The sequence below is a fragment of the Chthonobacter albigriseus genome (genome assembly GCF_013839445.1).
Lineage (GTDB): Bacteria > Pseudomonadota > Alphaproteobacteria > Rhizobiales > Pleomorphomonadaceae > Chthonobacter > Chthonobacter albigriseus.
Genome location: NZ_JACDIT010000004.1, coordinates 283,124 through 302,759, shown reverse-complemented (window position 1 = coordinate 302,759; position 19,636 = coordinate 283,124). Strand labels below are relative to the sequence as shown.

The following is a 19,636-nucleotide window of genomic DNA, read 5'->3' as shown; positions in this document are numbered from 1 at the left end:
AGCGCGATCGTTCCAGGGCAGCGGTATCAAGGCGTCTCTCCGTCAGGGCTCTCGAACGGAATACGTCGAAAGGCGGAAAAACGTGACAGCCGCCTCGATCAACTCGCCGCGAGGCGTGTGCGAGCGGCCGACCCGTGGAGCCGCTCGGCGGCGATGAGTCCCCAGGCGAGACCGAACATCAAATACATGTGGCGCCAGTGGTCGGTGTCGATGATCCAGTTCAGCAGCACGTGCAGCGTGAAGCAGACCATGACGCATTGGGCGAAACCCTGCCAGGGGCGCGGGCGGATGGCGAGCGACCAGCCCTTGAAAAGCGTCATCGCCGTGAGGACGAGGTAAGCGGAAAGACCCAGCCAGCCGTACTCCAGGACACTCTTCAGATAGGTGTTGTGGGTTTCCTCGATGAAGAGTTTCGGGAAGACGAAGGGGCCGATCCCGAGCGGGCGCTCGGTGGCCATCAGGAAGCCGACCGCGTGGCGGGCGAAGCGGCCCAGCTTTTCACCGGTCGCGCCGTCGTAGTCCTGGACGAGCTTGGCGCGCTCGGCCAGGAGATCGCCGACGCCCGGCAGCGCCAGGGCAAGCGCGACCAGAACGACGAGACCGAAGATGCCGAGCACGGCGATCGCCAGCAGGCGCAGACGAGCTCGATTGGTCCTGGCCGTGGCGGAGACGAGAGCGGCGACGAGCGGAAGCCCGAACGCCAGCATGCCCCAGGCGGCTCGTGAGAAGCTGAGAAGGATTCCGAGCGCGAGCACCAGGAAGAAGATCAGGCCGAGCTTGTTGTCGCGAAAATGGCCGGTCATCACCCGCCGCGCGATCAGGAGCGCCGGCAGGATCAGGAAGGGGCCGAAGACGTTCGGATCCTGGAACGTGCCCTGGGCGCGGCCGTAGCGCAGAAAGAGGTCCGCCCCCGGCACGAGCCGGAAGTAAGCGAGCACGGCCACGCCGGAGACCAGAACGGCGATGGCTATGTAGGCGCTTTCGATGACGCGGATGCGGCGCCAATCTTCCGCCAGGAGGGCGGCGTACCAGATCGACGAGAGCCCGAGGAAAAGGCTGACCGCCATGTAGATCGCGCCGTCGGCAAGGCGGCTCGACGGGATCTGGGTCAGGGACAGTGCGCCGCCGGCCGCATAGACCAGCATGCAGACCGCCAGCGGTCCGAAGGCGCCCCTGATCTGCAGACCGCCGACGAGGAAGAGCGGTATGGCGAGCGCCAGGAACACTTCGTAGGGTGCCGGTTCGAACATCACGAACCCGCCGATGAAGACCGCCAACCACAGCGAGCCATCCTTCAGCCGGCAGACCGGGAGGGTCAGCCGGCGCGGCTGAAGCGTGGTGGTTGCGGTGAACGCGGTCATGTCCGTCCGTTCAGTATGCGTTTTCCTGGTTCAGGATGCGGAACGGCGTCAGGAACAGGATGTAGAGATCGAACAGGACGGACCAGTTCTCGATGTAGTGCAGGTCGTGCTGGACACGGGCCTGGATCTTCTCGGGGCTGTCCACCTCGCCACGCAGGCCGTTGATCTGAGCCCAGCCGGTGACACCGGGCTTCACCTTGTGCCGGGCGAAATAGCCGTCGACCACCTCCTCCCACAGCCGGTCGTGGGTATGGGCATTGACGGCATGCGGGCGGGGGCCGACCAGCGACAGGTTGCCCAACAGGACGTTGAAGAGCTGCGGCAGTTCGTCGATCGAGGTCTTGCGGATGATCCGGCCCACGGGCGTCACGCGCGGATCACCCTTGGTGACGACCCGCTTGGCGTCCGGATCGGACATCTCGTGGTACATCGACCGGAATTTCAGGACCGAGACCACTTCGTTGTTGAAGCCGTAGCGCTTCTGGCGGAACAGGATCGGGCCCTTGCTGTCCATGCGGATGGCAATCGCCGCGCCGATCATCACCGGCGACAGCGCCACGATGGCCAGGCTGGCGAAGATGACGTCGAAGATGCGCTTGACGACCGAGTCCCAGCCGGCGATCGGCCTGTCAAACAGGTCGAGGAACGGCACCGAGCCGATGTAGGAGTAGGACCTCGGCCGCAGGCGCAGCTTGCTGGCATTGGCGGCGAGGCGAATGTCTACCGGCAGCACCCAGAGCTTCTTCAGCATCTGCAGGAGACGGGTCTCGGCGCTCATCGGGATCGAGACGATCAGGAGATCGACGGAGGCCACGCGGGCGAACTCCAGGAGTTCGTCGACCCTGCCGAGCTTGGGATAGCCGGCCTGGTTCTCCGGGCTGCGCTCCTCGTCGCGGTCGTCGAAGATGCCGAGGATGCGGACTTCGTTGCCGCCGGTCTTCTCGATGGCGCGGATCAGCGTTTCGGCGGCCGGGCCGCCGCCGACGATCACGGCGCGGCGCTGCAGCCGGCCAGCCAGCGTCAGGCGCTTCACCCACTGCGAGCTGCCGATGCTGGCACCGACGAGCGCAACCGCGCCGGCGGCGTACCAGGCGGGGAACCAGGTGCGGTCCATGCCCTCCGCGATGCCGAGCACGAACATGACGAGGGCGATGCCGCCGCAGACGACGGACCAGACCGCCATCACCCGTCCGATGCGAACGGTGTGGCGCCGCAGCGTGTCGAGCCGGTAGGCGCCGACAGACTGGAGGCCGATCGCCATCAGCATGGTGCCGAGGATCATCGGCAGGAAGTAGGCGCCCGTATCGGCGCCGCCGATCCAGAACCGGGTCAGCGCCCATCCGGTCAGCACGAGAAGCGCCAGTTCGACGCCGAAGATGACGCCTGAGACCAGCGACGGCTGCACTGCGGCCGCGGTGTTGGATGCCGCGATCCGCCCGGCCTTGTCGCTGCGGGTTTCGAGGCGGGCGACGGTGGCCGCGTGGTGGGGAGCCGTGGCCGCGGGCGGCGTGGTCTGGACAGTTGTCATGTCAGTGCTCTCGGTCGGACGCGCGGCGGGTCAGATGCGTCGGGTGGGCGCCAGTCGACCGCTGGGGTCGAGCACGGACTTCTCCGGCGCGGTCTTCTTCGGGGGATCGGCGATGTCGCCGTAGAACGCTTCGATCTCGGTGGCCATGCGCTCGACCGAGAAGGTGCCCGCAAGCTCGCGGCCGAAGACGAGTGCATCGGCGCGTGCCTCCGCCTCGTTGCGGATCGTCCAGGCGATGGCGTCGGCCAGACCGTCGGGATCACCCGGGGTGACGAGCCGGCCGGACCGCTCGCGGAAGATCTCGGGGATACCACCGACGCGGGTCGCAATCATCGGAACGCGTGCGGCGATCGCCTCGAGCACCACGTAGGGCATGGATTCGGCGTAGCTGGGCACGATGAGGATGCGGCCTTGGGAAAGGGCGCGGCGGGTCGGCATCGCGTCATGGAACGAGACGCGCGCGTCTAGGCCGAGGTCCTTCACGCGGGCCTCATAGGCCGGGCGGTCGGGGCCCTCGCCGACCATCCGGACCGAGGGCGCCAGTCCGTGGCGGCTTGCGAGGATGTCGAGTGCCTCGATCAGCACGCCGGGACCCTTCAGGTCGCGCATCATGCCCATGTAGAAAACATCGGCCATGTCGGGCGTGGGCTCGATAGGCTCGAACTCGGCCGGCCGCAGCCCGTTGTAGACGCGACGATAAGGCCGGGTTGGATCGCCGACCTTGGCGCGGAAGGTATCCTCCTCGTAGCCGGACACGAAGACGAAACCGTCGGTCATGCGCTGCAGGAAGCGCTCCAGCCGGAAGTAGACCCTGCCTTCCCGGCTTGCCGGATCGTAGTGCAGGCTGCCGCCGTGCGGGCAGTAGATGCGGATGGTCGACCTGCCGGACAGGCGCAGCAGCGTTCCAATCGTACGAGCATAGGCGCCGCCCTTGGCGCCGTGCCCGTGCAGGACGTCGACGGCAACCGACCGCAGGTGCGCCAGCACGTCGAGCGTGGCGCCGAGGTCGGAGAAGGAGATCTTGCGCTCCATCGGCACGCGGCGGAGCCCGAGTGACAGGCGGCCGCCCAGATCGTTGATCGCGGCCTCCTCGAGGGCCCCGTAGGGCGTCGCGTCGCAGATCAGGCCGACGTCGTGGCCGCCCGCCTGCTGGGCGAGGGCGAGGTCCTGGATGTGCCGGAAGGTGCCGCCGCTTGGGGCGCGGACGCAGTGTACGATCCGGAGTGTCTTGCTTGTTGTCATGTGTGGACGCAACCCGCGAGGGATCTTGCGATCGATCCCGTTGTTCGCGCTGCGACCATGACGTCAGGAAGTGAGCTAACCCGTTAAGAAAAATAGGTAAACTGGCGTGAGTGTTACTCGCGCCTTGCCGAGTTCAGCACAATTTTATGCATTCTGGAGAGGTCAGAAGAGGCGCTGGCGGACGCGGATCACGTCGCCGGGGCGAACGGCCTCGGAGGGCGGGACGGTGCCGGTGATCAGCTGGTCGTTGATCTTGCGGCTGATCTCGACGTGCCGCTCGTAGGCGCGCGGCGTGTAGCCGCCGGCGATGGCGATGGCGGTCTGGACGGTCAGTCCGTCGACGTAGGTGTACTGACCGGGGGTACGGACCTCGCCCATGATGAAGAACGGCCGGTAGGTCTCGACCTCGACGGAGACGTCGGGATCACGCAGGAAGCCCTTGCGCAGCGCAGCGGCGATGCGGCCGGCCAGCTGCTGGGTGGTGGAGCCGCGGGCGGGGATCGGCCCGACCAGCGGCAGCGTGACGTAGCCGGACTGGTCGACGGCGTAACTGTTGGTGAGCGAGGCCTGCTCGAAGACGGTGATGCGCAGCCGGTCGCCGCTGTCGAGCTGGTAGGGGCCGGTCAGCTCCTTGCGCAGCAGCGCCGGCCGCATCGGAACGGCCGTGTCGCAACCGGCGAGGCCGGCGGCGAGCATTGCAAGGAAAGTGCGTCGGAGCATGAATCGCGGTGTCCCAATGTCTGCCCCGGGACACTAGGGAAAACGTGGTTAACGAAGTGGAAATTTGCTGCCCTCCGAAGCAGCGAGGCCGCTTGATCGAGAAGTTAATGAAAAGGGGGGCTGCATTCGGTCCGCTTTAACCCGTTGGTTACCACGTTGGCGCGACTCTCGAATCCACAAGAGTACGAGGCGTGCGATTCATGTCGGGTTCCGTCGAAGCAAGGCAACACGTGGAAGACGATGTCGCCCTGGATCTCTCCGGGATCCTGGGGGCGATCTGGCGCCGCAAGTTCGCCGTCCTGGCGACCACCGTCCTGCTCGGTGCGGGAGCCTACGGCCTGCTGTCGATGATCCCCCCGCGGTATCAGGCAGAGACGAAGATCCTGATCGAGGATCGGGGCATCAGTCTAGGCACGGAAAAGGCTGCCGGCGACAAGGCCGTGATCGACCAGGAGTCGGTGGCGAGCCAGGTGCAGTTGCTGACCTCGCGCGATCTGGCGCGGCGGGTCGCACAGTCCGAGGCGCTGGCCGACAAGAGCGAGTTCGACGGGTCGCGCGGATCGCTGCTCCACACGCTTCTCGTCGCGGCCGGCATCGGCAGCGATCCGATGCGGGTTGCGCCGGAGGAGCGGGTGCTCGATGCCTTCTCCGAGCGGCTGCAGGTCTACCGGGTCGAGGGTTCGCGCGTCGTCGTGGCGCAATTCACGTCCGAGGATCCGGAGCTTGCCAGCAGCGTCGCCAACTCAGTGGTTGCGGCCTACATGGCGTTGCAGGCGGAAGCCAAGCGGCGGATGAGCGAGGACCAGACCCGCTGGCTGGGCGATGAGATCGAGAGCCTCAGGGCCAAGGTGACCGAAGCCGAGCGGGCGGTGGAGACGTACCGCTCCGGCAACGATCTGTTCGTCGGCGAGAACAACGCTACGCTGGCTCGCCAGCAGATCACCGACCTCAACAACAGCCTGGCTGCGGCGCGGTCCGACAAGGCGGCCGCGCAGTCGCGGGCGGATGCCTTGCGGGCTTTGCTCGACCGGCCGTCGGACCTGCAGTCGGCGACGGAGGTCCTCGACAGCGAAACCTTCAAAACGTTGCGCAACCGCGAGGTGGCGCTGCGGACCCGGCTGTCCGAACTGTCGGTGGCGCTGCTGCCTGGGCATCCGACCATCCGGGCGATCAAGGCGCAGATCTCCGACATCCTGGCGCAGGAAGTCGCCGAAGCGCGGCGGATGCTGGCGGGTCTGGAGAACGACGTCACGGTCGCCGATGCGCGTATCGCGTCGCTGACCGCCAGCCTGGAGCAACTGAAGAGCACCTCGGCGCAGAACTCCGACAGCGAGGTGGAACTGCGGGCTCTGGAGCGGGAGGCGACCTCGCAGCGCAACCTGCTCGAGGGCATGCTGGTGCGGTACCGCGAGGCGATCGCCCGGCAGAACGCCGAAGTGATGCCGGCGGATGCGCGGGTGATCTCGCGGGCTTCGGTGCCGAGCGAGCCGACCTTCCCTAAGGTGGTGCCGCTGACGATCGTGGCGACCGTGGCTGGATTCCTGCTCTCCCTGGGCTGGGTGATCACGGCGGAGTTCCTGTCCGGACGCGCCTTGCGCCGGGTCTCGGTGGTGCCGGAGAAGCCGCTGGCGCTGGAGAGCGACGTGGTCGCCACCGAACCGGCGGTGGTCGAAATGCCCGTGCGCCGGCCGACGGTCGCCGATGCGGTGGAAGCGGATCTGGTGAGGGCGACGGACGAACTTAGGCGCGCCCATGCCGGGTCAGCGCAGCGGGCAGAGGTGGATCTGCCGACTGCGGGTCTGGATGTGATCCATGCGATGCTGGTGTCCGAGGATGCGCGCCGCGTGGCGATCATGGGCGTGGGCGAGGCGTTCGCTGTGGAGCGGTCGATCGCGCTGCTCTCCGATTTCGCCGTCAGCGACGGCGCGAAGGTGGTGGTGGTGGACACGGTGCCCGGGCATGCGGGCATCGGCGGCACCGGTCTCTCGGACCTGATCGCCGGGGACGCGCCGTTCTCCGACGTCATCCGCCGCAACCCGGCGACACGCGCCCACGAGATCGGAGTGGGGCGCCGGCCGCTCGACCCCGAGATGCTGTCCGGATCGACCGTGGAGACGCTGCTGAGCGCCCTGGAGCACACCTACGACCTGGTGCTCCTCGACCTCGGCGCGCTCGATCCGGACCTTGACCGTTTCCGGCTGATCGCATCGGCCGATCACACGATCCTGGTTGGCGACACCGCCGATCCGGAGGTGGTCCGTATCTACGGACTGCTCACAAGCGAAGGTGGGACGAGGGTGACCATTGCCCCGCCTTGGACTGATGTGGTCGGTGTCGCGGCCTGAGGGCTTCGGAAACGACCGCCAACGCAGCACTGTTTTTAAAGCGTAGGCGCCCGCTTTCCGGCAACGGAAGGCGGGCGTCATTTATTCGCCGTCGTCGGATCGTGCCGGTTCGGCATTGGTCCGCCGGACCATCCGGCGAAGCCGCTGCGCGGCCCTATAGAGCGCCGGACGGGCGACGATGGCGTTGCGTGCGACGCTGCGGGCGCGCACGGCCAGTTGGGGCAGGCGACCCCACAGGGAGACCGGAATAAGGGTTTCCATGAGCAGGACTTCGGCGTCCACCCAAGACCGCTTGTAGCGCGCGTCGCCGATCCCGAAGTCGAATCGGCGGAATCCGCGGTCGCAGGCATCGCGCAGCAGGTTGAAGTTGACGTAGTCGCCGGGGCTCATCGAGGTCAGTTCATCGACCGCGATCGAGTTCATCAGGCCGAAGAGGTCCGAGCCGAACGGCGCGACGATGAAGGTGGCGCGGGTTTTGCCGGCGACATCAAGGGCGAAGGCCTCCAGCGTGGCCGGACCACCGGCGAAGGAGCGATCGAGCACGTCGTGGAAGAAATCCATCGTGCCCGGCTCGGTGAAGATGTTGGGGATGCCCTGTTCGGCGAACCGGACGGCCTTCTGCTCGGCGAAGCAGTCGAGAATACGATGAGCCTCTTCGGCCGATCCGGCCCGGTAGAAGCGGAAGTCGCCGGCGGCCTGGAATGCACGGGCCTGCTGACGTTCCCGCTTGCGCTTCTTGCTGCCGCGGTGCCTGCCGAGCAATGCCTCGAAGCCCTCGGACAGATCGATGTCGTAGGCCGTGTAGGCCCAACGGGCGGAGGCTGCGGTCACGAACGGGTTCTTGCGGCCGTCGATCGTGGCGGGTTGGCCGGCAAGGTGGAGAAGATCCAATCCGGGTATAGCCGCGCCGACGGCCGCGAAGGCGGCTGCAGCGTCGTCCGCCGTAAGTGAACCCACCGTGCAGGGGCGGATGAGGCCGGTGTTGTAGTTGGCGTGGGTGTCGCCGGCGAAGCGCGCGATCCGGAACAGGCCCGAACGCACGACGACCAGCGGCAGGATGTAGACGATGCGTCCGTTGCGTTCCCCAACCACGATGGCCGGCTCAGCGCCTTTGCGACGCCCGACGTGATTCATCCAGGCAGCGTAGAAGTCGTAGCGCTGGAATGGCCCGCCGTGGCCCTGCTGCTCGATCTCGCGCCAGGGAGCCTCCAGGCTTTCGAAGGAGCGGACGACCCGCGGCACGACGGCGGATGCCTCCGCCTCGCTGCGCTGGACGCCCGTCCAGGCGATGTCCGCACCCTTCATCAAACCTACCCCTGAGCCCCACAAGCCCTGGAGGATAATCAGGCTCGATCAAGAATAGGTTGCCACACAAGGTTAACGAGCGACGGTACGCGCGGTTCGGTCGGACATCCACCAGATGATCAGACCGGCCGGAGGCACCCAGACCAGACCGGCGACCAAATAGAAGACGAGTTGGCCCAGGCCGGAGGACCCTGGCAGGATCGCGGCGGCCGCCGTGATGGCCAGCAGCGGATAGGCCATCACCAGGATGACCAGCAGGATGGCGCCGATGAGCTTGCGGAGGCTGGCCGGCACGGCGGCATTCCTTGTGGTTGACGGGACGAGATCGAGGCGGATAGCACGGCGCGGCAGCGGGTCAAAGGGCGCGACGGGTCGCCGCGCCGCTTTTCCGCCGCGACGGCCGCGACACTTATGGTAGGAACGCGCCGCCGCAAGGCAAGCACTGCATCCAGAGGTCCGAGGGTCCCTTCCATGACCGCCGTCCGTGCATCCGTCTACCCCGCCAGCCGCCTCGCGCGGGCCGATCGATCGGTTCGCATCTGGCTCTGGACGATCGCGCTGTTCGTGGTCGCCATGGTGATCGTGGGCGGCGCGACGCGCCTGACGGAATCCGGGCTGTCGATCACGGAGTGGAAGCCGGTGATGGGGACGATCCCGCCGCTCAGCGAAGCGGACTGGCTGGTGGAGTTCGAGAAGTACCGGCAAATCCCGGAGTACCAGCAGATCAACAAGGGGATGAGTCTTTCGGAGTTCAAGACGATCTACTTCTGGGAGTATGGCCACCGGCTGCTCGGGCGGCTGATCGGCTTCGTGTTCCTGGTGCCGTTCGTCTGGTTTCTGGCGCGTGGCGTGATCCGGCGGGAGATGGCAGGTCGGATCGGCCTCCTCTTCGTGCTCGGCGGCATCCAGGGGGCGATCGGATGGTGGATGGTGGCGAGCGGCCTGACCGAGCGGACCGACGTCAGCCAATACAGGCTGGCGGTGCACCTCACCTTCGCCTGCATCATCCTGGCGGCCACGGTGTGGATCGCCGAGGGGTTCCGCTGGCGCAAGCCGACGCTGGCGGAGAGCGGAACGATCACGGGGCTGGCGAAGGCGACGGTGGCGCTGGTGCTGGTGCAGATCTTCCTCGGCGGGCTGGTCGCCGGGCTCAACGCGGGCTTCGTCTACAACACGTGGCCGCTAATGGACGGGGAGATTGTGCCGTCCGGACTGTTGTTCCAGAGCCCCTGGTGGATCAACTTTTTCGAGAACCACCTGACGGTGCAGTTCGTGCACCGGGTGGGCGCATACGCGCTGTTCGCCCTGGCCCTGGTGCAGCTGTTGGCTTGTTATCGCGGAGCGCTGGATCCGGCAACCGTGCGCCGGGCCGCCGTCGTGTTCGGTCTGACGGTGCTGCAGGCGGCGATCGGGATTCTGACGCTGATCCATGTGGTGCCGATCAGCCTGGCGCTGCTGCACCAGGGAATGGCGGCAGTGCTGCTGATCGCGGCGGTGATCCACGCGCGGCGGATCGCCGACGGGCGGCGCGGGTGGATCGCAGCGGGAGGCGGGAGCGCGGTCGGCGCGCCGGCCTGAGGCTCTTCAGGTTCGCAGTACGGGGTCCGGGCCGAAGGCGTTGGGACCCTCGGTGCCCTCCGCGAAGAGCAGGTCGGACAGGCTCCAGGCGAGGACGAGGAGACTGGCGACCTTCAGCGTGAACAGGGGGACGGCGTCGAGGCCGAAGCCCTGAAGGGTGTGGACGAGCGTGGCGACCAGGCTGGGAAGAACGAAGGTGAATACAGCCCCTTCGCCAGGACGCTGGAGGTCGTGGAGACGCTTCACGATGAGAGCGGACATGCTGGTGAGCGTGCCGCCGAAGATCAGGATCGACCCGATCACTGTAGCCATGATCACCGCACCGGGGGATAGAACCGACGGTGCCACTTCGGACAGAGCGCCCCGGATGGCAGCAGCGGTGGCGACCACAAGGCCGGCACAGGCCAGGAAGAGCCGACGGGATATCCGGCCCTCGAAACCGAAGAACACATCGCCAGGCGCCATTTCCGTCCGTCTCCGTTGTTCTACTGATGATAGTATCACAACGGATTTAAACGAAAGTCTAAGATCGAAAGTTCCATCCCTGCAGCGCCCGGTGAGCGTTTTTTCGTCCGGACCTGTTGCAGGGGCGATGCGGGACGCCGGAGCGTCCCGCATCGGCGTTGGCGGTCAGATCTTCGCCAACGCCTGCTCCAGGTCGGCGATGATGTCGGCGACATCCTCGATGCCGACGGACAGGCGCACCACGTCGGGTCCGGCGCCGGCCGTCGTCTTCTGGTCGTCGGTCAGCTGGCGGTGGGTGGTGGAGGCCGGGTGGATGATCAGCGAGCGGGTGTCGCCGACGTTGGCGAGGTGGGAGAAGAGCTCCACGTGCTTGACCAGGCCGATGCCGGCGTCGTAGCCGCCCTTCAGGCCGAAGGTGAACACGGCGCCGGCGCCCTTCGGGGCATAGCGCTGCTGGAGCTGGTGGTTCGCGTCTGTCTCCAGGCCGGCGTAGGAGACCCACGACACCTTGTCGTGGCCGGCAAGGTAGCGGGCCACCGCGAGGGCGTTTTCGGAATGGCGCTGCATGCGCAGCGGCAGGGTCTCGATACCGGTGAGGATCAGGAAGGCGTTGAAGGGCGAGATCGCGGGACCGAGGTCGCGCAGGCCGAGGACCCGGCAGGCGATGGCAAAGGCGAAGTTGCCGAAGGTGTCGGCGAGGACCACGCCGTTGTACTCCGGCCGCGGCGCGGAGAGCATGGGGTAGCGCCCCTCGCGGGACCAGTCGAAGGTGCCGCCGTCGACGATGACGCCGCCCACCGAATTGCCGTGGCCGCCGAGGAACTTGGTGGCGGAGTGGACGACGATGTCGGCGCCATGCTCGATCGGCCGGCAGAGGTAGGGCGAGGCGAGGGTGTTGTCGACGATCAGCGGTACCCCGGCGCGGCGAGCGACCTGGGCGATACCGGCGATGTCGGTGACGAGGCCGCCCGGGTTGGCGATCGATTCAATGAAGATCGCCTTGGTGCGGGGCGTCACGGCACGCTCGAAAGCACCGATGTCGGACGGGTCGGCCCACACGACGTTCCAGCCGAAGTTCTTGAACGAGTTGTTGAACTGATTGATCGAGCCGCCATAGAGCTTGGTGGAGGCGATGAACTCGTCGCCCGGCTTCAGAAGCGTGTGGAAGACGAGCAACTGAGCGGCATGGCCGGAGGCAACGGCGAGCGCCGCGGTGCCGCCCTCCAGGGCCGCGACCCGTTCCTCCAGGACGCTCTGGGTCGGGTTGTTGATGCGGGTGTAGATGTTGCCGAAGGCCTGCAGGCCGAACAGGGAGGCCGCGTGGTCAACGTCCTCGAAGACGTAGGACGTGGTCTGGTAGATCGGCGTCACCCGCGCGCCGGTGGTCGGATCGGGCTTGGCGCCGGCGTGAATCGCGAGCGTGGAAAAGCCGGGTACGTGATCGGTCATGATGTCCTCCCGTTGGTGGCAGCGTCCGGTTCGGCCGGATGTCGGGCGGCATTCAAGCGGGAAGACGATGTGGGCGCAATCGAGATGATGCTCCGGCAGTGCCCTGACGGGGAATAGTTTTCCAGAACGGCGTCCCTGATCAACGCCGTCCTGCCTCCTGCGTTCTCGTCCGCCGGTGTTCGGGTCAAAGGCCGAGGCGGGGGATCTCGATGGCCGGGCAGCGGTCCATGACGACCGAAACGCCGGCCGCCTCACCGCGCCGGGCGCCCTCCGCGTTGATCACGCCGAGCTGGAGCCAGACCGTCTTCGGTTTCGGATCGAGCGCGAGGGCCTCGTCGATGACGGCGCCGGCTGCTTCGGAGTTGCGGAATACATCGACCATGTCGACCGGCTCGGGAAGGTCGGCGAGGGAGGCGTAGACGGTGGCGCCGTGGATCGTCTTGCCGGCAAGACCGGGGTTGATCGGGAAGACGCGGTAGCCCCGACGCAGCAGGAAGCCGAGGACGCCGTGGGAGGCGCGGTCCGGGTTCTGGCTGGCTCCGACGAGCGCTATCGTCTTCGTGGACGATAGGATGTCGCGGATATCGGCGTCCGTCTTGCCATCGATCTTCATGGATCAGGTCCTCGGTCTCAGGGTTCGGATGCGCCGCGGCTCGGGTCGGTCAGACCCACTCGCCCTTGCGCATGATGGGCTCGCTTGTGCCGTCGGCGTTGACGCCGTCGGCGTCGATGGCGTCGGAACCGATCATCCAGTCAATGTGGATCAGGCTCTTGTTGGCACCGCGGGCCGCGAGGTCCTCCGGCGAAAGGCCTACGCCGCCGCCGACGAAGCACTTGGAGTAGGCCTGGCCGAGGGCGATGTGGCTGGAGGCGTTCTCGTCGTAGAGGGTGTTGTAGAAGAGGAGGCCGCTGGCGGAGATCGGGGAGGAGTGCGGCACCAGCGCGACCTCGCCCAGGCGGGCGGCACCCTCGTCGGTCTCCAGCACCTTGCGCAGGACGTCCTCTCCGCGCGAGGCGGTGGCCTCGACGATGCGGCCGCCCTCGAAGCGGACGGCGATGTCCTCGATCAGGGTGCCCATGTAGGAGAGCGGCTTCGTGGAGCGGACATGGCCCTCGACGCGATCCTTGTGCGGGGTGGTGAAGACCTCCTCCGTCGGGATGTTGGCGTTGCAGGTCATGGCGTTGCGGGTGCTGGTGGAGCCGCCGCACCACTCGTGATCGTCGGCAAGTCCAACGGTGAGGTCCGTACCGGGGCCGGCGAAGCGGACGGCGGAGAAGCGCTTGGCGTTCAGCCAGTCCTTGCGGGCGTGGAGATTCGCGTTGTGCTGCTGCCAGGCGGCCACCGGGTCGGCGGCGTCGATGCGGGAGGCGGCGAAGATGGCGTCCCACAGTTTCTCGACGGCCTTCTCCTCGGTTTCGCCCGGGAACATCGCCTTGGCCCAGGCCGGCGTGGCGTAGGAGACGATGGTCCAGTTGATCTCGAAGTTCACGATCGGCTGCATAGCCGGCATATAGGCGGCGGAGTTGGCGCGGTTGGCGCGGCCGACCTTGTCCGGATCCTGGCCGGCAAGGAGGCTGGGGTCGGCGCCGGAGATGGCGAGGCGGGCGGCACCGGCCTTGTAGGCCTCGGCCATGCCCGCATAGAGCCAGGCCGGGGCCGTGTCGAAGGACGCGTCGGGGCCGTAGGCATAGCGGGCGAGGGTGGCCTCGTCGTCGGCGTAGAGGGTGGTGACGAGCGTCGCGCCGGCCTTGTAGGCGTGCTCGGTGATGCGGCGAACGAGCGGCGCGGCCTCCAGTGGTGCGGTCATCACGAGCTGCTGACCTGCGACGCCGCCGAGACCCACCTTGACGGCCACCTCGGCCAGCTTGTCGAGACGGGTGTCGTTGGGCAGACGGGCAGGGACGTTCATGGGTGGATCTCCGAGGGTCGGTTTGCCCTGATATAGGCTGTGCCGCTGTGGCTGTCACCGGCTCCGCCGGATGGAGTCGCTCCGGACCGCATCCCTTTTCACGGTTGCGTATTGCAGAATTTGACAGGGAACCATGGATGCCGAAGATGATCGCGAGGCGGTACGCCGGGGCATCGCCCAGCACCTCCTAACCCGACCAGGACCGTGATATCCTCTGCCCATGAACTTCCGAAGCCACATCGCCGCCGATGGTCTGCCCCGCCGCCTGTTCACGGTGGCGGACGTCGAGCGCATGGTCGAGGTCGGGCTGATCGGGGAGGACGAGCGCGTCGAACTCATCGACGGGGAACTCATCCCGATGTCGCCCAAGGGCAACGAACACGAGATCTACAAGACGGCGTTGATGATGTACTGGGCGCGGCGCTGCCCGCCCGACCTTGTCTTTGTGCCCGAGACGACGTTCCGCCTTTCGGTCGACACCTTCCTGGAGCCGGATTTCGTGGTTATGCCGCGCACCGTCGGCATCCGGAAACTGAACGGCGCCACGGCGCTGCTTGCCGTGGAGATCGGCGTCTCGTCGCTCGGCTACGATCTTGGCAAGAAGGCGGGGGTCTATGCCCGCTTCGGCATCCGTGAGCTCTGGGTGATCGATCCGATCGCCCGCGTCGTTCACGTTCACCGTCGCCCGTCGCCGGAGGGCTATGGCGAGGTCCAGGCGTTCGGCGACTCGGACATGCTCAGCCCCGAGCTCGCGCCGGACCTCGCCTTTCGCCTCGCAGATCTCGACCTGACTGACTGACCGACCCTGTCACGCCGGCTCGGCGGCGCGGAGGGCCTGCATGGCCTTGTAGGCCGGGCGGGATTGGCAACGTGTGAGCCAATCGGTGACGGCGGGGGTGGCTTCGAAGAGTTCCGGGGCGGGCTGGGCGTATCGCAGGACTTCGGCGACGAGGAGGTCGGCGACGGTGAAGCGGTCGCCGAGGAGGTAGCCGCCGCCAGCGGCCAGAACCTGCTCGAGCTCGCGCAGGCGCGGTTTCAGCGCGCGCATGGCCGCTGCGACGGCGGCTTCGTTGCGCTGATCCTCCGGCAGATCGAGCCGGTGGAAGACGATGACGATGGTGTGCGGTTCGAGCTGGGTGGCGGCGAAGAGCGCCCAGTTGGTCGCCCGTGCCTCCTCCGCCAGGCCGTTCGGAGCGAAGGGGCCGCCGTGCTTGCGGGCGAGGTAGAGCGGGATGGCGAGCGACTCGGTGAGGATCAGCCCGTCGTCGTCGATGGTCGGAATCTGGCCGGCGGGATTGACCTTGAGGAAGGCCGGCGACCGCGTGTTGACGGGCGCGTCCGGAGCATCCGGATCGGCCAGCCGGCGGGCCTGGATGACGGGGATATGCTCGTAGGAAAGGCCGAGCTCGCCGGCGGTCCAGAGCACGCGCGAGGTGCGGGACCGCGCGACGCCGTAGATGGTGAGGGTCATCGCGCGGTTCCTGCGGGTTGGCTTACTTCTCGATCTGGCCGACGTCGCGGATGGCGCCGCGGGCCGCGGAGGTCGTCATCGCCGCGTAGGCGCGGAGCGCCGGCGTCACTTTGCGCGGACGCGGTGCAGCCGGCTTCCAACCGTCGCGGCCCTTGGCGTCCATGGCGGCACGGCGAGCGGCGAAGACCTCATCCGGCACGTCGACGCGGATGACGCGGTTCGGGATGTCGATGACGATCGGGTCGTTCTCCTCGACGAGGCCGATCAGGCCGCCCTCGGCCGCCTCGGGCGAGACGTGGCCGATGGAAAGGCCAGAGGTGCCGCCGGAGAAGCGGCCGTCGGTGACCAGGGCGCAGGCCTTTCCGAGGCCCTTCGACTTGATGTAGCTGGTCGGGTAGAGCATCTCCTGCATGCCGGGGCCGCCCTTGGGGCCCTCGTAGCGGATCAGCACGACGTCGCCCGCCGCGACCTTGCCGCCGAGGATACCCTTCACGGCGTCGTCCTGGCTCTCGAAGATGCGGGCCGGGCCGTTGAACTTGAGGATCGAGGCGTCGACGCCGGCCGTCTTCACGATGCAGCCATCCACGGCGAGATTGCCGTAGAGGACCGCGAGGCCACCGTCCTTGGAGAAGGCGTGCTCGACGGAGCGGATGGTGCCGGCCGTGCGATCGGTGTCGAGGTCCTCCCAGCGGTTTGCCTGGCTGAAGGCGACCTGGGTGGGCACGCCGCCGGGCGCGGCGCGGAAGAAGTCCTTGACGCTTTCGGAGCGGGTGCGGGTGACGTCCCAGCGCTCGATGGCGTCGCCCAGCGTGGCGCTGTGGACGGTGCCGCATTCGGCGTGGACGAGGCCGCCCTTCTGGAGCTCGCCGAGGATCGACATGATGCCGCCGGCGCGGTGGACGTCCTCCATGTGGACGTTTGCGACGGAGGGGGCGACCTTGCAGAGCACCGGAACGCGGCGGGACAGGCGGTCGATGTCCTTCATCGTGAAGTCGACGCCCGCCTCGAAGGCGGCGGCGAGCAGATGGAGGACGGTGTTGGTGGAGCCGCCCATGGCGATGTCGAGCGTCATCGCGTTTTCGAAGGCCTCGAAGGTGGCGATCGAGCGCGGCAGCACGGACGCGTCGTCCTGCTCGTAGTAGCGCTTGGCGAGGTCGACGGCGAGGTGGCCGGCTTCCACAAAGAGGCGCTTGCGGTCGGCGTGGGTGGCGAGGGTGGAGCCGTTGCCGGGCAGCGACAGGCCGAGCGCCTCGGTGAGGCAGTTCATGGAGTTGGCCGTGAACATGCCCGAGCAGGAGCCGCAGGTGGGGCAGGCGGAGCGCTCGATAACCTTGACGTCCTCGTCCGACACCGCCTCGTCGGCGGCGGCGACCATGGCATCGACGAGGTCGAGCTTCTTCAGCTTCTCGCCGAGGACGACCTTGCCGGCCTCCATCGGCCCGCCGGAGACGAACACGGCGGGGATGTTGAGGCGCATGGCGGCCATCAGCATGCCCGGGGTGATCTTGTCGCAATTGGAGATGCAGACCATGGCGTCGGCGCAATGCGCGTTGACCATGTACTCAACGCTATCGGCGATGAGATCGCGCGAGGGCAGGGAATAGAGCATGCCGTCGTGGCCCATCGCGATGCCGTCGTCGACGGCGATCGTGTTGAACTCCTTGGCGACGCCGCCGGCCTTCTCGATCTCGCGGGCGACCAGCTGGCCGAGGTCCTTGAGGTGGACGTGGCCGGGCACGAACTGCGTGAACGAGTTCACCACGGCAATGATCGGCTTGCCGAAATCCTCGTCCTTCATGCCCGTGGCGCGCCAGAGTCCCCGTGCGCCCGCCATGTTGCGGCCGTGGGTGGTGGTGCGTGAGCGGTAGGCGGGCATGACGGTTCCTTCGGGCGTGGACGAGCGCTTGGAGGATATAAGGGGTTAGCGGCCGCCTGTCCAAGGGGCGGGCCTCGTGAATTTTCCCGCGAAACCGAAGGGAATTCAATCGATGTGGAGGCGGCCTTCCGCGTCGAGCGGGAAGAACGGGTTGTGGGCGATCTCCCAGAGGTGGCCGTCGGGGTCGGCGAAGTAGCCGGAATAGCCGCCCCAGAACACAGCCTCGGGCGGCTTCACCGGGGTAGCGCCGATGGAGAGGGCGTGAGCGTAGGCAGCGTCCACCGCCTCCACGGTGGGAAAGTTCTGGGCGAGGGTGACGGCGCGGAAACCGGAACCCTCCGCGGGCACCTTAGCGTCCTCGGCGAGGGGAACGCGGCCATAGAGAGAGAGAACCACACCGGACAGCTGGAAGAAGGTGGTGGTATCGACGGACTGGGGTGAGCGGACGAAGCCGAGGGCTTCATAGAAGGCGGTGGAGCGCGGGACATCGGCGACACCGAGGGTGACGAGGGAGATGGCCTTGGCGAAGGGTGTCGCGGGCATGGATGCGCTCCGGAATTCTCGCGCCGACGAAAGTCGGTCGGGGTTGCTGCAGGCGTTCATGGTAGCAGGGCGGGGTGCCAGATGATGTCATGAAGGAGAAGCCGATGCTGCTGTCGCCGGTGATGACGCCCGAAGAGCTGAACCGCTTCCTCGACCGCGACTTTCCCGAACTGAACGCGACGCGGCGGGTCTACGTGGTGACGGCGGTGGGTCCGGGCTGGTCATCCGTGCGCTGCGAGGCGGGACCCGAGCACCTGCGGCCGGGCGGGACGGTGTCGGGACCGACAATCATGACGCTGGCCGACATCACCGCCTGGGTGACGATCCTGGCGCATATCGGGCCGGCGGCACTGACGGTGACGACGCATCTCTCCATCGACTTCCTCAGGAAACCCGAGCCTGGGCACCTGCACGGGAAGGGCCGGCTCCTGAAGCTGGGCAAGCGGCTGGCGGTGGCGTCCGTCGACATCGACGGGGAGGACGAGGACCAACCGTTCGCCTTTGCAAGCGCGACCTATTCGATTCCGCCGCGGTAATGGCGACGGCGGCAGCAGAAAAATCGGCGGTAATATAATACCCTATCACCTAAGTCATTGTTTTATATCGTTTTCGTTTTGCCGCGCAATGTTGACTGCGCGCAGCCTCTCGCGTATACACCGCGCCGACGATGGTTCCTGGGGACTCCGGGGCCGTTTTCCCGCGCCAGCTTCGTCGGCGGGCGCCGGAGCAAACAAGTTCAACGGATGGTTCAACCATGACGACCTATTCGGCAAAGGCGTCGGAGATCCAGAAGAAGTGGATCCTCATCGACGCCGAAGGCCTCGTTGTCGGGCGGCTCGCGACGATCATCGCGATGCACCTGCGGGGCAAGCACAAGGCGAGCTACACGCCGCACGTGGATGATGGCGACAACGTCGTCGTGATCAACGCGGACAAGGTGGTGCTCACCGGCCGCAAGTACCAGGACAAGAAGTACTACTGGCACACCGGCTACATCGGCGGCATCAAGGAGCGCACCGCGCGTGCCATCCTGGAAGGCCGTTTCCCGGAGCGGGTCCTTGAGAAGGCCGTCGAGCGCATGATCCCGGAAGGTCCGCTCGGCCGCCAGCAGCTCAAGAACCTGCGCGTCTACGCCGGTGCCGAGCATCCGCACGCTGCCCAGCAGCCGGAAACGCTCGACGTCAAGTCACTCAACAAGAAGAACGCGAGGGCCTGAACGTGGCAGAGCTGTCGTCCCTCTCCGAACTCGCCGGCACCACTGCCGCCGCGGTTCAGCCGGAAGCCCCGGTGCATGTCCAGAAGCTGGACAAGTTCGGCCGCGCCTATGCGACCGGCAAGCGCAAGGACGCGGTCGCCCGCGTCTGGATCAAGCCGGGCAGCGGCAAGATCGTCGTCAACGACAAGGACTTCACGGCCTACTTCGGCCGCCCGGTCCTGCAGATGATCGTGCAGCAGCCGATCCTGGCCTCCAACCGCGATGGCCAGTTCGACGTGTTCGCCACGGTCGCCGGCGGCGGTCTGTCGGGCCAGGCGGGTGCGCTGCGCCACGGCCTGTCCAAGGCGCTGACCTACTACGAGCCGGGCCTGCGCGGCGTGCTGAAGAAGCTCGGCTTCCTCACCCGCGACAGCCGCGTCGTGGAGCGCAAGAAGTACGGCCGCGCGAAGGCGCGCCGGAGCTTCCAGTTCTCCAAGCGCTGATCCGGGCTTACAGCCGGATCTTCAAGCAAATCGGAAAGGCGGGGCCAATCGGCTCCGCCTTTTTCGTTTCTGCCGAAAAACCACCCCTCAGCAGAATGTGATGAGCCGGCTGCGTAATGAGGCCGTTCGTCCAGATGAAATAGAC

General features: G+C 66.9%; 19 protein-coding genes. 6 read left to right on the top strand and 13 right to left on the bottom strand.

Going from position 1 to position 19,636, the window contains the following annotated elements; translation table 11 throughout:
* Positions 1-98: 98 nt before the first annotated feature.
* From HZ321_RS13675 to HZ321_RS13660, 4 genes are all read right to left on the bottom strand, one after another.
* Positions 99-1,361: an O-antigen ligase family protein gene (locus HZ321_RS13675; RefSeq protein ID WP_181702909.1), complete on the bottom strand. Its 1,263-nt coding sequence runs from the start codon at positions 1,359-1,361 to the stop codon at positions 99-101.
* A gap of 10 nt (positions 1,362-1,371) precedes the next feature.
* Positions 1,372-2,889: an undecaprenyl-phosphate glucose phosphotransferase gene (locus HZ321_RS13670; protein WP_181702908.1), complete on the bottom strand. Its 1,518-nt coding sequence runs from the start codon at positions 2,887-2,889 to the stop codon at positions 1,372-1,374.
* Positions 2,890-2,919: 30 nt separating this feature from the next.
* Entirely contained in the window at positions 2,920-4,131 is a 1,212-nt protein-coding gene (locus HZ321_RS13665; protein ID WP_181702907.1) for a glycosyltransferase family 4 protein, read from the bottom strand.
* A gap of 162 nt (positions 4,132-4,293) precedes the next feature.
* Entirely contained in the window at positions 4,294-4,851 is a 558-nt protein-coding gene (locus tag HZ321_RS13660; RefSeq protein ID WP_181702906.1) for a polysaccharide biosynthesis/export family protein, read from the bottom strand.
* A gap of 200 nt (positions 4,852-5,051) precedes the next feature.
* On the opposite strand from HZ321_RS13660, the gene HZ321_RS13655 reads away from it, so the two are divergent.
* A complete protein-coding gene (locus HZ321_RS13655; RefSeq protein WP_181702905.1) occupies positions 5,052-7,196 on the top strand; it encodes a GumC family protein in 2,145 nt (714 codons plus the stop codon).
* Between the two features lie 81 nt (positions 7,197-7,277).
* On the opposite strand, the gene HZ321_RS13650 is transcribed toward HZ321_RS13655, so the two are convergent.
* Positions 7,278-8,501: a GNAT family N-acetyltransferase gene (locus HZ321_RS13650; protein WP_181702904.1), complete on the bottom strand. Its 1,224-nt coding sequence runs from the start codon at positions 8,499-8,501 to the stop codon at positions 7,278-7,280.
* A 72-nt stretch (positions 8,502-8,573) separates the two neighbouring features.
* The gene (locus HZ321_RS21845) at positions 8,574-8,795 is read right to left on the bottom strand and encodes a DUF2842 domain-containing protein (RefSeq protein WP_181702903.1); all 222 of its coding nucleotides are present in this window, start codon (positions 8,793-8,795) and stop codon (positions 8,574-8,576) included.
* A gap of 177 nt (positions 8,796-8,972) precedes the next feature.
* Here HZ321_RS21845 and HZ321_RS13640 point away from each other — a divergent pair, with 177 nt between their 5' ends.
* Positions 8,973-10,079, top strand: a complete 1,107-nt coding sequence (locus tag HZ321_RS13640; protein WP_181702902.1) for a COX15/CtaA family protein — start codon at positions 8,973-8,975, stop codon at positions 10,077-10,079.
* A 6-nt stretch (positions 10,080-10,085) separates the two neighbouring features.
* On the opposite strand, the gene HZ321_RS13635 is transcribed toward HZ321_RS13640, so the two are convergent.
* The 4 genes from HZ321_RS13635 to HZ321_RS13620 form a co-directional block, all read right to left on the bottom strand.
* On the bottom strand, positions 10,086-10,544 hold the full coding sequence (locus tag HZ321_RS13635; RefSeq protein ID WP_181702901.1) for a DUF805 domain-containing protein: 459 nt from the start codon (positions 10,542-10,544) through the stop codon (positions 10,086-10,088).
* Between the two features lie 165 nt (positions 10,545-10,709).
* The gene (locus HZ321_RS13630) at positions 10,710-11,993 is read right to left on the bottom strand and encodes an O-acetylhomoserine aminocarboxypropyltransferase (protein ID WP_181702900.1); all 1,284 of its coding nucleotides are present in this window, start codon (positions 11,991-11,993) and stop codon (positions 10,710-10,712) included.
* A 184-nt stretch (positions 11,994-12,177) separates the two neighbouring features.
* Entirely contained in the window at positions 12,178-12,606 is a 429-nt protein-coding gene (locus HZ321_RS13625) for a CoA-binding protein (RefSeq protein WP_181702899.1), read from the bottom strand.
* 49 nt (positions 12,607-12,655) lie between these two features.
* Positions 12,656-13,903, bottom strand: coding sequence for an aminopeptidase (locus tag HZ321_RS13620; protein ID WP_181702898.1), 1,248 nt, complete (start codon positions 13,901-13,903; stop codon positions 12,656-12,658).
* A 220-nt stretch (positions 13,904-14,123) separates the two neighbouring features.
* Between HZ321_RS13620 and HZ321_RS13615 the strand changes: the two genes are divergently transcribed.
* Positions 14,124-14,702 carry a Uma2 family endonuclease gene (locus HZ321_RS13615; RefSeq protein ID WP_181702897.1) on the top strand — a complete coding sequence of 193 codons (579 nt, stop codon included), beginning with the start codon at positions 14,124-14,126 and terminating at the stop codon, positions 14,700-14,702.
* 9 nt (positions 14,703-14,711) lie between these two features.
* Here HZ321_RS13615 and HZ321_RS13610 read toward each other — a convergent pair whose 3' ends face one another.
* The 3 genes from HZ321_RS13610 to HZ321_RS13600 all read right to left on the bottom strand — a co-directional run bounded on the left by HZ321_RS13610 (position 14,712) and on the right by HZ321_RS13600 (position 17,793).
* Positions 14,712-15,374: a glutathione S-transferase family protein gene (locus HZ321_RS13610; RefSeq protein WP_181702896.1), complete on the bottom strand. Its 663-nt coding sequence runs from the start codon at positions 15,372-15,374 to the stop codon at positions 14,712-14,714.
* 22 nt (positions 15,375-15,396) lie between these two features.
* Positions 15,397-17,250, bottom strand: coding sequence for a dihydroxy-acid dehydratase (ilvD, locus tag HZ321_RS13605; protein WP_181702895.1), 1,854 nt, complete (start codon positions 17,248-17,250; stop codon positions 15,397-15,399).
* Positions 17,251-17,355: 105 nt separating this feature from the next.
* A complete protein-coding gene (locus HZ321_RS13600; RefSeq protein ID WP_181702894.1) occupies positions 17,356-17,793 on the bottom strand; it encodes a VOC family protein in 438 nt (145 codons plus the stop codon).
* A 104-nt stretch (positions 17,794-17,897) separates the two neighbouring features.
* Here HZ321_RS13600 and HZ321_RS13595 point away from each other — a divergent pair, with 104 nt between their 5' ends.
* From HZ321_RS13595 to rpsI, 3 genes are all read left to right on the top strand, one after another.
* On the top strand, positions 17,898-18,329 hold the full coding sequence (locus HZ321_RS13595; protein WP_181702991.1) for a PaaI family thioesterase: 432 nt from the start codon (positions 17,898-17,900) through the stop codon (positions 18,327-18,329).
* Between the two features lie 218 nt (positions 18,330-18,547).
* Complete coding sequence (gene rplM / locus HZ321_RS13590) at positions 18,548-19,009, top strand: 50S ribosomal protein L13 (protein ID WP_181702893.1); 462 nt, start codon at positions 18,548-18,550, stop codon at positions 19,007-19,009.
* A gap of 2 nt (positions 19,010-19,011) precedes the next feature.
* The gene (rpsI, locus tag HZ321_RS13585) at positions 19,012-19,491 is read left to right on the top strand and encodes a 30S ribosomal protein S9 (RefSeq protein WP_181702892.1); all 480 of its coding nucleotides are present in this window, start codon (positions 19,012-19,014) and stop codon (positions 19,489-19,491) included.
* Positions 19,492-19,636: the final 145 nt, after the last annotated feature.